At 72.3% G+C, this 14840-nt stretch carries 13 protein-coding genes; 8 read left to right on the top strand and 5 right to left on the bottom strand.

Annotated features, from left to right (window positions below):
- The first annotated feature begins 19 nt into the window (after positions 1–19).
- Positions 20–601, top strand: coding sequence for a hypothetical protein (locus BSZ37_RS20050; RefSeq protein ID WP_095512248.1), 582 nt, complete (start codon positions 20–22; stop codon positions 599–601).
- Here the strand turns inward: BSZ37_RS20050 and BSZ37_RS22815 are convergent.
- The gene (locus tag BSZ37_RS22815; protein ID WP_095512249.1) at positions 555–764 is read right to left on the bottom strand and encodes a DUF2256 domain-containing protein; all 210 of its coding nucleotides are present in this window, start codon (positions 762–764) and stop codon (positions 555–557) included. The genes BSZ37_RS20050 and BSZ37_RS22815 overlap by 47 nt on opposite strands.
- 211 nt (positions 765–975) lie before the next feature.
- On the opposite strand from BSZ37_RS22815, the gene BSZ37_RS20060 reads away from it, so the two are divergent.
- Genes BSZ37_RS20060 through BSZ37_RS20075 form a run of 4 tightly spaced genes read left to right on the top strand, consistent with a single transcriptional unit; the run spans position 976 to position 3421 of the window.
- Positions 976–1656, top strand: a complete 681-nt coding sequence (locus tag BSZ37_RS20060; protein ID WP_095512250.1) for an alpha/beta hydrolase — start codon at positions 976–978, stop codon at positions 1654–1656.
- A complete protein-coding gene (gluQRS, locus tag BSZ37_RS20065) occupies positions 1653–2621 on the top strand; it encodes a tRNA glutamyl-Q(34) synthetase GluQRS (protein WP_095512251.1) in 969 nt (322 codons plus the stop codon). Before BSZ37_RS20060 ends, gluQRS begins: the two co-directional genes overlap by 4 nt.
- A gap of 9 nt (positions 2622–2630) precedes the next feature.
- A complete protein-coding gene (locus tag BSZ37_RS20070; RefSeq protein ID WP_095512252.1) occupies positions 2631–3014 on the top strand; it encodes a hypothetical protein in 384 nt (127 codons plus the stop codon).
- Complete coding sequence (locus BSZ37_RS20075; RefSeq protein WP_095512253.1) at positions 3014–3421, top strand: hypothetical protein; 408 nt, start codon at positions 3014–3016, stop codon at positions 3419–3421. Before BSZ37_RS20070 ends, BSZ37_RS20075 begins: the two co-directional genes overlap by 1 nt.
- 19 nt (positions 3422–3440) lie before the next feature.
- Here BSZ37_RS20075 and BSZ37_RS20080 read toward each other — a convergent pair whose 3' ends face one another.
- The gene (locus BSZ37_RS20080) at positions 3441–4568 is read right to left on the bottom strand and encodes a hypothetical protein (RefSeq protein WP_095512254.1); all 1128 of its coding nucleotides are present in this window, start codon (positions 4566–4568) and stop codon (positions 3441–3443) included.
- Between the two features lie 155 nt (positions 4569–4723).
- On the opposite strand from BSZ37_RS20080, the gene BSZ37_RS20085 reads away from it, so the two are divergent.
- A complete protein-coding gene (locus BSZ37_RS20085; protein ID WP_095512255.1) occupies positions 4724–6028 on the top strand; it encodes a putative DNA modification/repair radical SAM protein in 1305 nt (434 codons plus the stop codon).
- 117 nt (positions 6029–6145) lie between these two features.
- The gene (locus BSZ37_RS20090) at positions 6146–7015 is read left to right on the top strand and encodes a TIGR03915 family putative DNA repair protein (RefSeq protein WP_095512256.1); all 870 of its coding nucleotides are present in this window, start codon (positions 6146–6148) and stop codon (positions 7013–7015) included.
- On the opposite strand, the gene BSZ37_RS20095 is transcribed toward BSZ37_RS20090, so the two are convergent.
- The 3 genes from BSZ37_RS20095 to acnA all read right to left on the bottom strand — a co-directional run bounded on the left by BSZ37_RS20095 (position 7012) and on the right by acnA (position 11474).
- A complete protein-coding gene (locus BSZ37_RS20095; protein ID WP_095512257.1) occupies positions 7012–8097 on the bottom strand; it encodes an AI-2E family transporter in 1086 nt (361 codons plus the stop codon). The two genes, BSZ37_RS20090 and BSZ37_RS20095, sit on opposite strands and share 4 nt — an antisense overlap.
- 36 nt (positions 8098–8133) lie before the next feature.
- Entirely contained in the window at positions 8134–8670 is a 537-nt protein-coding gene (locus BSZ37_RS20100) for a GNAT family N-acetyltransferase (protein WP_095512258.1), read from the bottom strand.
- Between the two features lie 83 nt (positions 8671–8753).
- Positions 8754–11474, bottom strand: coding sequence for an aconitate hydratase AcnA (gene acnA, locus BSZ37_RS20105; RefSeq protein ID WP_095512259.1), 2721 nt, complete (start codon positions 11472–11474; stop codon positions 8754–8756).
- A gap of 312 nt (positions 11475–11786) precedes the next feature.
- Between acnA and BSZ37_RS20110 the strand changes: the two genes are divergently transcribed.
- On the top strand, positions 11787–14840 hold a 3054-nt coding region (locus tag BSZ37_RS20110; protein WP_095512260.1), incomplete at its 3' end, for a reprolysin-like metallopeptidase.

A 14840-nucleotide genomic window follows, 5' to 3' on the forward strand; every position in this document is an offset into this window, starting at 1 on the left:
ACGTCCGCTCGCGCCTCCCATGAACCCTCTCCGCGTCCTCCTCGCCGCCACCGTCCTCCTCGGCCTCTCCGCCTGCGACGCAGGCGGCGGCCCCGACGGCAGCGCCACCTCCGGCGTCTGGGCCGGCACCGCCGAGTTCAAGGTCGACTCGCTCCTGGCCGACCAAAACTTCCGCATCGTCACCGACTACGAGACGCGGTACGAGTTCGAGTTGACCGAGGACGAGGACGGCCTGGTCATCGGCTACCTCAACCAGTACAACACGGGCACGTTCTTGCTCCGCGAGCCGCGCGACGGCACCGACGGCCAGACGGTCATCGAGCGGACGGTCGAATGGGACGACGAGCTCGTCCAGACGTGGCCCGTCTACGGCACGTTCTACCGGCCGACGCTCGAGCTCGACCTCCCGCAGGCCGAGGCCCAGGGCGTCTTCCCGAAGGACATCTGGACGTTCACGGTCGTCGGCGACCGGGCGCGGCTCGAGGCCACGAAGATCCTCCACGGCTACACGTTCGAGGTGTTCGAGGACTACGACTCGCCCTACACGATCGTCCTCAGCCCGACGAACGAGGACGAGTTCTCGATGCGGCGGGTGGACTAGCCCCTCCCGCCTCGGGCCCGCTCCGGGCACGGCGCGACCGCCGGCACCGCTCGGAGCAGTACACGACGGCGTCCCAGTCGCGCGCCCACTTCTTGCGCCAGGCGAACGGCCGCCCGCAGACGGGACACGTCTTCGTCGGGAGGTGAGGCTTCCGGTGGGCCATCGGCGATGATGCGTCGTGTCGGCCTGAGACCCTCCGACCGCGCTCCGGGCTCCGCTTCGTTCGGTGAGAGACGCGACGCGCAAGGCGGGAATCTCGGGCCCCTCCTCCCCGACGCCGAGGCGAGCACCGGCGGGCGGGCGACACGGGACGGCCGGCGCCGCGGAGCTTTTCGCGAGGCCGCCTGTACCGCCTCGCCCCCCCTCCTCTCCCCGTGACCGTCCGCCAGATCGCCGCCGTCAAGACCGCCCGGTACGCCGTGCTCGGTCCGGAGGACGGCCCCCCGAACGAGGTGTGGATGGCGTGCCACGGGTACGGGCAGCTCGTGACGCACTGGGCCCGGCATTTCCATGCGCTGGAGCGGCCGGGACGGCTCGTGGTCGTGCCCGAGGCGCTGAACCGGTTCTACGTGGGAGAGATCGGAGCCCGCGACCGACGCGTGGGCGCGAGCTGGATGACGCGCGAGGAGCGGGAGGCCGACATCGAGGACGTCGTCCGCTACCTCGACGACGTGTTCGTCGCCGCCTGTGCCCGCGCCGACGTCGATCCGCAGACGGTCCCGCTCACGGCGTTCGGGTTCAGCCAGGGGACGGCGAGCGTGGTCCGGTGGCTGGCCCTCAGCCCATTGATCTCGCGCCGGCCGACGCGCGCGGCTCGCGTGATCCTGTGGGGCGGCGGGATGCCCCACGACCTCGACCTCGGCGCCCACGCCGACTGGCTCGCCGAGGCGGGCGTGACGCTCGTCGCCGGCGACCGTGACGGGTTTGCGACGCCGGCGCGGGTGATGGAGCAGGAGGCGCGGCTGAAGGCGGCCGGCGTCCCCGTTGAGACGGTCTCGTTCGCCGGCGAGCACCGCCTCAACGAGCGCGTGCTTCGAGAGGTGGGGGCGGCATGAGCGTCGTCGGTCGCTTTGCCCCGAGCCCGACGGGTGACCTCCACGTGGGGAGCGCGCTCGCCGCCCTCGCCGCGTGGGCCAGCGCGCGCTCGCAGGGCGGGCGGTTCGTGTACCGCGTCGAAGACCTCGACGGGCCGCGGGCCGTACCGGGCTCGGTCGAGCGGCAGGTTGAGGACGTCCGATGGCTCGGGCTCGACTGGGACGAGGGACCCGGGGTCGGCGGGTCGCACGGGCCGTACCGCCAGTCGGAGCGGGACGAGATCTACGAAGCGGCCCTCCGGCAGCTGGCCGAGGGCGGCCACCTCTTCCCGTGCCGCGTCTCGCGGCGGGACCTCCAGGAACTCGCGAGCGCCCCGCACGGACACGACGGGCAACCTCCCTACCCTCCCTCTCTCCGTCCCGACAACCTCCCGCCCGGCTGGTTCGACGACGAGGCCGCCTGCCACGACGCCGCGCTCCGCTTCCGCGTCGAGGCGGGCACGGTCGCCTTCGACGACCGCGTCGTCGGGCGCGTCGAGGAGGACGTGCGCCAATCCGTCGGCGACTTCGTGCTGAAACGGCGCGACGGGGTTTACGGCTACCAACTCGCGGTCGTGGTGGACGACCTCGCGATGGGCGTGACGGAAGTCGTCCGCGGGATGGACCTGCTCGACTCGACGGCCCGGCAGGTCCTGCTGACTCGTGCGCTCGGCGGCGAGCCGCCCACGACCGCTCACGTCCCGCTCCTCGTCCGCCCCGACGGCGTGAAGCAGTCGAAACGGAATGACGCGCTGACGGTCCGCGAGCTCCGGGACGCGGGGGTCGAGGCCGAGGCGATCGTCGGGTGGCTGGCGGCCGCGCTCGGGCAAGGCGACGCGCGACGGCGGGCACCATCCGAGGTCGCCGCGGCGTTCGACGTCGACCGCGTTCAGCCCGAGCCGGTGGTCGTCCCGGACGGGCTCGCCGACCGGCTCGGCGCCCTCTAGTTTCGCCCCATGCCCGCCCGCCTCGTCCTGCTCGTCGCGCTCCTCGCCGGCTGCGCCTCGTCGGGCGCGCCCGACCGAGCAGGGGAGCCGATTCCGACGGAGACGTGGACCGGGGAGATGGCCGCCGACGCGCTCCGGAGGCTCCCGGCCACGCTCTACACGGGGCCCGGCCGCGTCGAGCTCGCCGTCGGCTCGACGCGCGTGACGGCCGACGAGGTGTCGTACGACGGCGAGCGGCTCTGCTTCCGCGCGCCGAGCTTCCCCGGTTCCCGGATCGGGACGCAGACGCTCCGCTGCGACCTTCTCAACGACGGCCGCGGGACCCTCTCGGGGAGTTGCCGGGCCGGGACAGACCGCTACCGACTCGTCGTCCGCGACCGAGCCCTCTACTGATGACCCTCCGCCTCCTCCCGCTCCTCGTCCTCGTCGCGCTGGTGCCGTCGGCCGGGGCGCAGATGCTCCCGTCCGGCGTCTGGACCGGCACGCTCACCGACGCCGACGGGGACACCCACGCCGTCGAGACCGACATCCAGCGGTGCGCCGACGGGTTCAAGATGGCGCTCGACGTCGGCGGCCGGACGGCGGAGGTCCCGGAAGACGCGCCGGCGACGTGGGAGCGCGGCCGGCTCCGGTTCACGACGAGCCGCCTCCGCCTGCCCGGCACGTTCCTCCCGCGCGCGATGACGTGCGACCTCGCCTCCGGCGACGACGGCGTGCTGAGCGGGACGTGCGCCATCGGCAGCGACCGCGTCCGCCTCCGGCTGTCCCCCCCGTCCGACGGCACATTCGGCTGCGACTGAGCCGGCCTCGCGCACGGCGTCACCGAGGCGCGCGACCTCGCCAGGACCGGTCCCCCTGGAGCCGCCGGCCCGCGGCGTAGACGAAGAACAGGCGGCGGGCGCGGACCGCGCGGCGGCCGTCGGCCACGGCCCAACCGGCCTGCGCGCCGTTCGCCACGACGGAGAGGCCCGCCAGGGAGGCTGCGACGGTCTGGGCGAGCACGTCGGGCGCAGCGAGGGCCACCGTGAGGGCCGGGACAGCGAGCGGGACGAACTGCTGGGGCCGCTCGGCGTAGCGCGTGGCGAGTTCGCGGAGGTAGCCGACCGACGCGACGGCGTCCTCGATCTCGGCCACGGCCGGCGCCACGCGCTGGCGGTAGACGCGTTCGGCCTCGACGGCGAAGTCGGGGTCCCAAGCGGCCGAGGCGACCTCGGCGGCGAACTCGTCGACGGCGCCGCGGAACCGGGCGAGCGGCCCGTCGAGGTCGGCCCGGACGTCGAGGACCTCGGGAACCGTCGCCCGGTCGAAGAGCGGGAGCCGTTGGAGGACGTGGGCCGCGAGGCCGCCGTCGCGGGCGCGGTGGGCGCGAGGCTCCGACACGCCGACCCGGCCCGCCTCGGTGGCGTCGCGGAGGGCCTCGGCGGTGGGCCCGTCGAGGAGCGGCGTCGCATCGCCGCGAGCGATGGCGTCGGCGACGGCGGCGGCGTACGTCTCGGCCGCGGCCTCGGCGAAGTCGGACGGACGGGCGACGGCGCCCACGCCCAGCGTCTCGATCGTCAGCCGCTGGGCCTCGACGGCCGGCGCCAGCTCGGCCAGTCCGCTCTCGACGACGGCCTCCTGCAGCGCCCGCCGGTAGCGGCCCCACCACGCGTCGACGGTCAGCCGGACCACCTCGGCGTCGAGGTGCCGCCCGATCCCAACGACGTGCGCGAGGCGGGCCGGACCGTCGCCGAGGCCGAGGTCGTCGGCGAGTCCGGCGAGCACGGCGAGGCGGCCGGGCACGTCGCAGGGATTGTGCTCCTCGAGGCGGAGGAGCAGGCTCGCGGCCGGGCTGCACAGCGTCACGCGGTCGCCGTAGAGCAGCGCCGCCTTGACGAGCGGGAGACCGACGGAGAGGTCGGGGGGAAGCGCCGAGCGCGGCGGCCCGACGCCGACGGTGAGGTCCATGGCGCGAGTGGTGGACCCGGGAAGGTCCGGCCCGCCGGTGCCACCCGCGGGTCATGGGATTGGTGCACTACCAGGCCGGCGACACAGTGGTGGCACACGTCCTCGCGACCTTGGGGCCTCCGGCCCCAGCGGCCTCCCACCACGCCCCCGAACAGATGCGCCGACAGGTCATCGAGAAGCTCGAAATCCTCGCCGACGCGGCCAAGTACGACGCGTCCTGCGCCTCGTCTGGCGGCAAGCGCGAGAACTCGCCGACCGGGATCGGCAACTCCACGGGCGCCGGCATCTGCCACTCGTACACCGAGGACGGCCGGTGCGTCTCGCTCCTCAAGGTCCTGTTCTCGAACGTCTGCATCTACGACTGCGCCTACTGCGTGTCGCGGCGGTCGAACGAGGAGGTCACCCGCGTGGCGTTCACCGTCGACGAGGTCGTCGAGCTCACGATGGGGTTCTACAAGCGGAACTACATCGAGGGCCTCTTCCTCTCGTCGGGCATCTTCAAGGACGCCGACACGACGACGGAGAAGCTGGTCGCCGTCGCGCGGTCGCTCCGCCAGGACCACGGGTTCAACGGCTACATCCACCTCAAGGTGATCCCGGGCGCGAGCCCCGAGCTCCTCACCGAGGCGGGCCGGCTGGCGGACCGGCTGAGCGTGAACGTCGAGATCCCGAGCGAGGCCGGGCTCAAGCAGGTCGCGCCCGAGAAGGACTACGACCAGGTGTTCGGGCCGATGGGCCACGTCCGCGACGGGATCACGGAGGCGAAGGAGGAACGGAAAAAGGACCGCCGCGCGCCCCGGTTCGCGGCCGGCGGCCAGAGCACGCAGCTCGTGATCGGCGCGACGCCCGAGACGGACCGCCAGATCCTCGAGCTCAGCGACGGGCTGTACTCGGAGCAGAAGCTCCGGCGCGTCTACTACTCCGGCTTCGTCCCGCTCGGCGGGGACGACCGCGTGCCGGACCCGGAGACCTACCGGGCCCCGCTCCACCGCGAGCACCGCCTCTACCAGGCCGACTGGCTCCTGCGGAAGTACGGCTTCGACCTCGACGAGGTCGCCCCGCCCGGCTCCGGCAACCTCGACGCCGAGGTGGACCCGAAGACGTCCTACGCCCTCCGCTTCCCGTACCTCTTCCCCGTCGACGTCAACACGGCGCCGGTCGAGTGGCTCCAGCGCGTGCCCGGGCTCGGGATCCGGAGCGCGAAGCGGATCGTGGCCGCGCGGCGGCGGGGCGTCGTCCGCTGGGACGACCTCCGGACGATGGGCGTCGTCCTCAAGCGCGCGCAGTTCTTCCTGACGACGCCGGACCACCGGCCCCAGCTCATCGACCGAGACCCCAACGCCGTCCGCCAGCGGATCGTGGGCGGGCGCGGCGACGGGGCGCCGCAGCTGTCGCTGTTCGCGCCGGCGCCCGTCCGGCTGGCCGCGCCCGCCTCGGCGCCGCTCCCGAAGGCCGCGTAGTCCCCTCCCCGTCATCCTGAACGCAGCGAAGGATCTCGTCGGCTTCGACCGGATCGCCCGCGACGGACCCTGCGCCCCCGACCCGAGATCCTTCGTCGCTCTGCTCCCCAGGATGACATGATGGACACGAAGCGCTCGCCGACCGCCGCCAGTCCGCCGGCCCTGCCCGTCGACCCGCACCTCGCCGTCGAGACCGACGGGACGCTGGCCGGCCTCCTCTGCGCCTACGCCGAGACGTACCGCCTCGGCGTGCTGCCCGTGTCGGTCGGGCTCATCGGCGAGCCCGCGAGCGGCGCGCTCTTCGGCGACGTCCTCCGCGTCGAGACCCAGGCGGCCATCGCGAGCCGCGTCGAGCGCGGACTCGACCGCCTCGTACCCGGGCTCGTCGGGCGGATCCACCGCGCGATCCTCGGGGAACGGCCGGGCATCGAGGTCGCCGCGCTCCGGCTGGCGGACACCGTCCGCGCCGAGGGCGCCGCCGCGGCCGACGACTGGACGTTCGAGCCGGCCCGAGAGGTCGCCCAGTGGTCCGGCCGCGTCGGGCGCGAGGCCCACCGGATGGAGGCGTTCGTCCGCTTCGAGCGGCACGTGGCCGACGGCGCCGAGACGTGGGTCGCCACGGCGCGGCCCGAGTACCACGTCCTCCCCATCCTCCACGGCCACTTCGCGGCGCGCTACCCCACGCTCGCCTGGCGGATCGTCGACGTGCGGCGCGGGCTGGCACTCGTCCACACGCCGGCCATGGACCGGGCCGCGGGCGATCCGCCGACGCGGATCGTGCCGGCCGTGACGCTCGGGCTGGGCGACGAGGCGCCCGACGAGGCGGCCTACCAGCGGATGTGGCGGGCCTACTTCCAGGCCGTCACGATTCCCGAGCGGCGGAACCTCGCGCTCCACCTCCGGCACGTCCCGAAGCGCTACTGGCCGTACCTCACCGAGAAGCAGCCGACGGTCGGGTCGCCCCGCTTCGACGCCGAGGCGGGCTAGGTGACGGTCGGCTCCCGGTTCGAGACGGGGACCGGATCGTCCGCGTTGTCCGGGTCGGCCGGCTCGCCCTTGACGAACGGGCCGATGTAGAGCCGCTCGACGAGGATCCGCGCGACGCCGAGGATCGGGACCACGAGCAGGATCCCGAGGAAGCCGGCGAGCCCGCCGAGCACGATCTGCCCGGCCACGATGAACGCCGGCCCGACCTTGATGAGGTCGCCCTGGACCTTCGGCGTGATGAGGCTCCCCTCGACCTGCTGCGCGGCGACGGCCAGCGCGAGCGTCCACAGCCCCGTCGTCGTCCCCTGCGCGAACCCGACGACGACGGCCGGCGCCCACCCGATGAACGGGCCGAACGTGGGGATCACCGTCAGCGCCGCCGCGAACGCCGCTAGCGCGAGGGCCGCCGGCAGCCCGATGGCCGTCAGCCCGACGACCCCCATCAACCCGAGCGCCGCGACGGCGATGGCGACGCCCTTGATCCACGCCATCAGCACGCGGCCCATGTCGTGGAGCATGTCGCGCACGAACGGCTGGTGCTCCTCGTCGAACAGCCGGACGACGGCGGCGGTGTAGACCTCCGGGCTGGCCGCCGTGTAGATCGCCACGATCAGGACGACGAGCAGGCCCGACACGATGCCGGCCACAGTCGAGAACCACCCGAGCAACTGGCCCCCGACGTTCCCGATCGCCGACGGCACCGAGAGCGCGCTCTCGGGCAGGCCGAGCCGCTCCCGCGCCGTCTCCAGCAACTCCGGCGCCTGCTCCATCAGCCCCTGCGCCTCGGACGCCACCCGAGGCCCGCCGAAGTAGGCGGCGCCGACGAACCCGCCGAGCACGAGGAGCACCACGAGCGCGAGCATCCACCCGCGCGGGGCGCCGGTCTTCTCGGCCAGCCACGCGCTCGCCCGGTAGAACAGGACGCCGATCGAGACGCCGAGGAACACGAGCAGGACCGCCTGCCGCGTCGTCCACAACACGAAGAGTCCGACGACGGCGAGCGCGACGATCGCGACGACGTAGCGCGCCCGTTGGCGGAACGACTCGGGCGTGTCGAGCGGGGTGTGATGCGTCGGCGTCATGGGTCGTGGGACGCCGACTCCGGCCCGGAGGTCCCCCTACATCTCCTCCCCGGCATCGCCCCGTCCCCCGAGATCAATGGCGAACAGGACGCTCGGGCCGACGCCGTCCTGCCGATCGAGCATCCCCTCGCGCCGCATCCCGACCTTTTCGAGGACCCGCTGCGAGGCCACGTTCGCAGGCGACGTGATGGCGAGGACGCGCGCCAGCCCGAGGTCGCGGCGGGCGTGCGCGAGTGTGGCCCGGGCCGCCTCCGTCGCGTAGCCCCGCCCGGCGTGGACGGCGAGGAGGGCGTAGCCGAGGTCCGGTGCGTCGAGGCCGTCACGACGGAGGACCCCGCACATTCCGACCGGATCGCCCGTCGCGCGGAGGGCGACGTGGTAGAGCCCGAACCCGTTCGCGGCGTAGCTCGCGAGCGGCCCGTCGCGGAGGTAGCCCTCGGCGTCGGCGAGCGTCCGGACGCCGCGGTCGCCGATGTGCTCCAGCCACCCCGGCTCGTTGACGAGGTCCAGGATGAACGGCGCGTCCTCGATCACGAGGCGGCGGAGGGCGAGGCGTTCGGTCTCGAACAGCATGGCGCTAAGAAACGACCCCGCCCGCCTCGGGCGCTCCGTCGAAGGAGGCGCCGAGGCGGGCGGGGTCGGTTCGGGTGCAGGCGCTAGGCCGTCTCCAGCTCGCCGGCCATGTAGTCCCGGAGGACGTAGTTGAGGATCCCGCCGTGCCGGTAGTACTCGACCTCGACCGGCGTGTTGAGCGCGACCGTCACGTCGAACGCCACCGTCGATCCGTCGCCCTTCGTGGCCGTGACCGTCAGCGTCTGGCCCGGGCGGACGTCGTCGTCGACCGGGATGTCGAACTGCTCGGTCCCGTCGAGGCCGTGCGTGTCGAGGCTCTCGCCGTCCTGGAACAGGAGCGGGAGGACGCCCATCCCGACGAGGTTCGACCGGTGGATCCGCTCGAAGCTCTTCGCGACGACGGCCTCGATGCCGAGGAGGAGCGTCCCCTTGGCGGCCCAGTCGCGCGACGAACCCATCCCGTAGTCGACGCCGGCGAACACCAGCAGCGGCGTGCCCTCGGCGGCATACTCCTGCGCGGCGTCGTAGATGTACATCTGCTCGCCGTCCTTCATCGTCCAGCCGCCTTCCGTACCCGGAGCGAGCTGATTCCGAAGACGGATGTTGCCGAACGTCCCGCGCGTCATCACGCGGTCGTTGCCGCGGCGGGAGCCGAACGAGTTGAAGTCCTTCGGCTCGACGCCGTGGTCCTGGAGGTACTGCCCGGCCGGCTCGCTCTTTGGGATCGCGCCCGCCGGCGAGATGTGGTCGGTCGTGGTCGAGTCGCCAGCCTTGACGAGCGTCTTGGCGCCCCGGATCGGCTCGATCGTCGGGACCTCGGGCGTGACGTCGAGGAAGAAGGGCGGCTCCTGGATGTAGGTCGAGTCGTCCTGCCAGTCGTAGACGGCGCCCTCGGACGTGTCGATGGCGTTCCAGCGTGGGTTCGAGTCCTCGATCCCCTCGTAGAGCTCCTCGAACTGCTCCCGTGTGACGGCCTGGTTGATGGCGTCGAGGATCTCCTGCTGCGACGGCCAGAGGTCCTTGAGGTAGACGTCGTTGCCGTCCTGGTCCTGCCCGATCACGTCGTTCTGGAGGTCGATGTCGACCGTACCCGCGAGGGCATAGGCGACGACGAGCGGCGGGCTGGCGAGATAGTTGGCCTTGACGAGCGCGTGGATCCGCCCCTCGAAGTTCCGGTTGCCACTCAGCACGCCGGCCACGACCAGGTCGCCGTCGGTGATGGCTTCGGCGACCGGCTCCGGGAGCGGGCCCGAGTTGCCGATGCACGTCGTGCACCCGTAGCCGACGAGGTTGTACCCGATCTGGTCGAGGTAGTCCTGAAGCCCTGCCTTCTCGAGGTAGGCCGTCACGACGCGGCTGCCCGGCGCGAGGCTCGTCTTCACGTACGGCGGAACCGTCATCCCACGCTCGACGGCCTTTTTGGCGAGGAGGCCGGCCGCCAGCATCACGCTCGGGTTCGAGGTGTTCGTGCAGCTCGTGATGGCGGCGATCACGACGTCGCCGTGCTTGAGGTCGAGCTCGTTGCCCTCGTCGTCCTTGTAGGCACCCGTGTTGTCGAGCGCGTCCTCTTTCAGCCCAAAGCCCTGCGGGCTGGCCGGCCGTGTCAGCGACGCCTTGAACTCGCGCTGGACGTCGCCGAGGACGATCCGGTCCTGCGGGCGCTTCGGGCCCGACATCGACGGCTCGACCTCGGACAGGTCGAGCTCGAGGACGGCCTCGAACTGCGGGTCCGGCGTGTCGTCGGTACGGAAGAGGCCCTGCGCCTTGCAGTAGGCCTCGACCAGTTCGACCGTCGCCTCGTCGCGGTTCGTCCGGCGGAGATAGTCGAGCGTCTCGTCGTCGATCGGGAAGAAGCCCATCGTGGCCCCGTACTCCGGCGCCATGTTGGCGATCGTCGCGCGGTCCGGCAGCGACATCGACGAGAGCCCGGTCCCGAAGAACTCGACGAACTTGCCGACGACGCCGTGCTTCCGGAGCATCTGCGTGACCGTCAGCGTGAGGTCGGTCGCCGTCACGCCCTCCTTCAGCTTCCCGTTCAGGCGGAAGCCGACGACCTTCGGCATGAGCATGTAGATCGGCTGCCCGAGCATGGCCGCCTCGGCCTCGATGCCGCCGACGCCCCACCCGAGCACGCCGAGGCCGTTGATCATGGTCGTGTGTGAGTCGGTCCCGACCAGCGTGTCGGGGTAGGCGACCGGCAGGCCGTCGTCGCCCGGCGTCGTCCAGACGGCACGGGCGATGTACTCGAGGTTGACCTGGTGGCAGATCCCGCGCTCCGGCGGGACGACCGAGAAGTTGTCGAACGCCTTCGAGCCCCACCGGAGGAACTCGTAGCGCTCGGCGTTCCGCTGGAACTCAATGTCGGCGTTGATCTGGAACGCCTGGGGGAGCGCGAAGCTGTCGACCTGGACCGAGTGGTCGATCACGAGGTCGACCGGGACGCGCGGGTTGATGGCCTCGGGGTCGCCGCCGTTGCGGGCCATCGCGGAGCGGAGCGCGGCGAGGTCGACGACGGCGGGGACGCCGGTGAAGTCCTGCAGGAGCACGCGGGCCGGCGTGAACGGGATCTCGACCTCGGCCGGCGCGGCCGGGTCGTAGGTCGCGAGGTTGCGGACGTCGTCCTCGCCGACGGGCCCGGGGAGGTCGGCCTGGCGGAGGGCGTTCTCGAGGAGGACCTTGATCGAGAACGGGAGCCGGTCGAGGTCGGCCCCGGTCGCCTCGGCGACGCGGTCGAGGCGGTAAACGGTGTGGGCGCCGGCGGAGGTGTCGATCGTGTCGCGGGCGTCGAAGAGTGAGTCGGCCATGTCGTGCGGAGGTCCGGAAAGAAGTCGAGCGTCGGAGGGGGCTGGAGGATACACGCCCGTCCGGCGCCGAAGTGCCCTTCAGGGTCTGTCCGGACCGGATCTCGACCGGTCTCCACCAACCGCCCACCGACGGCGGGGAGACGGATCCGCCCGACGGCCCGAGCGACGCCCGAGGCGGGCCGAGCCTAGGTGGACGGAGCCGAGGAGGGCCGAGCCGAGGCCGCACTGGAGAAGCACGGGCGACCGAGATGTCGCGGCGCCCACGGGTTCGAGGGTATCGTTCGGCCCGCCTCCACCCCTTCCCCATCCCCCATGCGCCTGTTTGCTCTCCTCTTGGTCGGCGCCGTCGTGCTGGCGGCCGGACCGGCCCAAGCCCAGTCCCTCTGGACCGACGTCGCGCCGGCGTCCCTCGGGCCCTCCGACGCCCCGACCCTCCCGCAGTCCTTCCGGACGGTCCACCTCGACCGCGACGCCATGGCCGACCGGCTCGCGTCGAGCCCCGTCGCCACGGCCCCGGCCGACGTGCAGCGCGGCGTCGCGATCCCGATCCCGCTCCCCGAGGGCGGCACGGTCGAGGTCCGCGTGGCCGAGTCCTCGATCATGGCCCCGGCGCTCCAGACCCGCTACCCCGAGATCCGGACGTACCTCGCGCAGGGCCCGGGCGGCGTCCATGGCCGGCTGAGCCTGACGCCCAAGGGCTTCGCTGGGATGCTGTTCACCACCGGCGGCGCCGTCTACGTCGACCCGTACCTCCGCGACGGCAGCAGCACCTACATGGTATACCGCGCCCAGGACCTCGTCGTTGACCCGCGGCTGCGCGGTCGCGTCGAGGACGCGGTCGAGCAGAGCGGGGCGCACGCCTCGGTGGACTCCGAGAGCGCCACTCACGGCGACGTTCTCCGGACGTACCGGCTGGCCGTCGCGGCCACCGGCGAGTACACCCAGTTCCACGGCGGGACCGTCCCCGACGCCATGGCCGCCATCGTGACGTCGATGAACCGCGTGGCCGGCGTCTACGAGCGCGACATCGCCGTGACGTTCTCGCTCGTGCCGAACACCGACGACGTCGTCTTCACCAACGGGACCACCGACCCGTACTCGAACAACAACGGGAGCGCGATGCTCTCGCAGAACCAGGTGACGCTCGACGCCGTCATCGGCACGGCCAACTACGACATCGGCCACGTGTTCTCGACGGGAGGCGGCGGCGTGGCCTACCTCGGCTCCGTGTGCGACGTCTCGATCAAGGCCGGCGGTGTGACGGGCGGCAGCGCCCCCGTCGGCGACGCGTTCGACATCGACTACGTGGCGCACGAGATGGGCCACCAGTTCGGCGCCAACCACACGCAGAACAACGCCTGCAACCGGGCCAGCTCGGCGGCCTACGAGCCCGGCTCGGCCTCGACCATCATGGGGTACGCCGGCATCTGCCCGCCGAACCTCCAGAGCAACAGCGACCCGTACTTCCACGTGATCTCGCTCGACGAGATGACGTCGTTCATCACGGCGGGCGGGGGATCCACGTGCGGCACGGCGACGCCGACCGGCAACGCGATCCCGACCGTCTCAGCCACGGGCGGCTTCACGATCCCGGCCGGCACACCCTTCACGCTCACGGGCAGCGCGACCGACGACACGCCGGGCTCGCTGACCTACACGTGGGAGGAGTTCGACCTCGGCCCGGCCGGCCCGCCCGGCAACGGCACGGCGCCGTTCTTCCGCTCGTTCAACCCGACGCCGGAGCCCACGAGGACCTTCCCGCGGTTCGACCGCTACGTCGCCGGCCTCCCGACCGTCGTCGGGGAGGACCTCCCGACCACGACCCGGTCGCTCACGTTCCGCCTCACGGCGCGGGACAACGCGCCCGGGGCCGGCGCCATCGACGACGCCACCATCACGATCAACACGGACGCTTCGGGCGGCCCGTTCGCCGTCACGTTCGCCTCGACGCCGGGCCTGTCCTACAGCTCGGGCCTGAACACCGTGACCTGGGACGTGGCCGGCACCGACGGCGGCGCGATCAACACGCCGACCGTCGACATCCTCCTCTCGACCGACGGCGGCGACTCGTTCGCCCCGATCGCCTTGGGCACGGCCAACGACGGATCCGAGGTCGTGACCTTCCCGGCCGTCGAGACCACCGAGGCGCGGGTCCTCGTCCGGGCCGTCGGGAACATCTTCTTCAACGTGAACCCCGAACCGTTCACGATTACCGACCTCGACCCGCCGGCCATCGCCGTCAGCCCGACCTCGATCAATGAGACGCTGGCGCCGGGCGGCACGACGACGGAGCCCGTAACGATCTCGAACACGGCCTCGGCGGGCTCCCAGGACCTCACGTGGTCCGTCAGCGTGGTGACCGACCTCGCGCTCCTCTCGGGCGAGCCGGCCCCGGCGCGCGACCTCCCGAAGGGCTCGGCGGCCGCCGACGGGACCGGGCCCCACTCGCTGGCCACGGGCGGCCCTGACGCCTACGGGTACGTCTGGATCGACTCCGACGAGCCGGGCGGCCCGGCCGTCGACTTCCAGGACATCTCGGGCACCGGCACGGCCGTGACGTTCACGCCCGCCGGGACGTTCGGCGCGAACGACGAGGGGTACGCCGACGTGGTCCTCCCGTTCACGTTCCCGTTCTACGGCGTCGACAAGTCGACCATCCGGGTCTACACCAACGGGTTCGCCACATTCTCGTCGGCCGCCGGCAACTCGTACAACAACCCCACCGGGTTCCCGGGCGCGAGCGGGCCGACGAACGTCGACGACGTGATCGCCCCGTTCTGGGACGACCTTGACCTCACCGCAGCCGGGGCCGTGTACACGGGGACGCTCGGCGACGGCCGGTTCGTCGTCCAGTGGGACGGCGCTCCGAGGTATGACGAGGCCGGCTCGTCGGTGACGTTCCAGATCCTCCTCTCGGAGGACGGGACGATCGAGTTCCAGTACGAGACGATGACCGGGACGCTGAACAGCAACGCCGCGGGCATCGAGAACGCCGACGCCTCGGTTGGCCTGACGGTCGCGGCCAACGAGGCGTACGTCGCCTCGGACAAGGCCGTCCGGTTCACTGTGCCGGTCGTCTGGATCACCGCCTCGCCGACGAGCGGGTCCGTCGCGCCCGGCGCCAGCGGCGGGTTCGATGTCGACATCGACGCCTCCGAGCTTGAGGAGGGGACGTACACGGCCTCGCTCGTGATCACGTCGAACGACCCGGTGACACCGTCGGTCACCATCCCCGTCGCGCTCACGGTGGGTGAGGACGACGGGTCGATCTCGATCGTGGTCGAGGGCGCCCGCGGGATGCGGTACCTCGGGGCCCCCGCCGTCGGCGTGACCGTCGACGACCTCGCCGCCCAGAACCTCGTCCGC

It is taken from the genome of Rubrivirga marina (genome assembly GCF_002283365.1).
Lineage (GTDB): Bacteria > Bacteroidota > Rhodothermia > Rhodothermales > Rubricoccaceae > Rubrivirga > Rubrivirga marina.

Excerpts from the sequence above, each read along its gene's own strand:
- BSZ37_RS20050 (WP_095512248.1), top strand. The coding sequence starts at position 20 with ATGAACCCTCTCCGCGTCCTCCTCGCCGCCACCGTCCTCCTCGGCCTC.
- BSZ37_RS22815 (WP_095512249.1), bottom strand. The coding sequence starts at position 764 with ATGGCCCACCGGAAGCCTCACCTCCCGACGAAGACGTGTCCCGTCTGC.
- gluQRS (WP_095512251.1), top strand. The coding sequence starts at position 1,653 with ATGAGCGTCGTCGGTCGCTTTGCCCCGAGCCCGACGGGTGACCTCCAC.
- BSZ37_RS20070 (WP_095512252.1), top strand. The coding sequence starts at position 2,631 with ATGCCCGCCCGCCTCGTCCTGCTCGTCGCGCTCCTCGCCGGCTGCGCC.
- BSZ37_RS20075 (WP_095512253.1), top strand. The coding sequence starts at position 3,014 with ATGACCCTCCGCCTCCTCCCGCTCCTCGTCCTCGTCGCGCTGGTGCCG.
- BSZ37_RS20080 (WP_095512254.1), bottom strand. The coding sequence starts at position 4,568 with ATGGACCTCACCGTCGGCGTCGGGCCGCCGCGCTCGGCGCTTCCCCCC.
- BSZ37_RS20085 (WP_095512255.1), top strand. The coding sequence starts at position 4,724 with ATGCGCCGACAGGTCATCGAGAAGCTCGAAATCCTCGCCGACGCGGCC.
- BSZ37_RS20090 (WP_095512256.1), top strand. The coding sequence starts at position 6,146 with ATGATGGACACGAAGCGCTCGCCGACCGCCGCCAGTCCGCCGGCCCTG.
- BSZ37_RS20095 (WP_095512257.1), bottom strand. The coding sequence starts at position 8,097 with ATGACGCCGACGCATCACACCCCGCTCGACACGCCCGAGTCGTTCCGC.
- BSZ37_RS20100 (WP_095512258.1), bottom strand. The coding sequence starts at position 8,670 with ATGCTGTTCGAGACCGAACGCCTCGCCCTCCGCCGCCTCGTGATCGAG.
- acnA (WP_095512259.1), bottom strand. The coding sequence starts at position 11,474 with ATGGCCGACTCACTCTTCGACGCCCGCGACACGATCGACACCTCCGCC.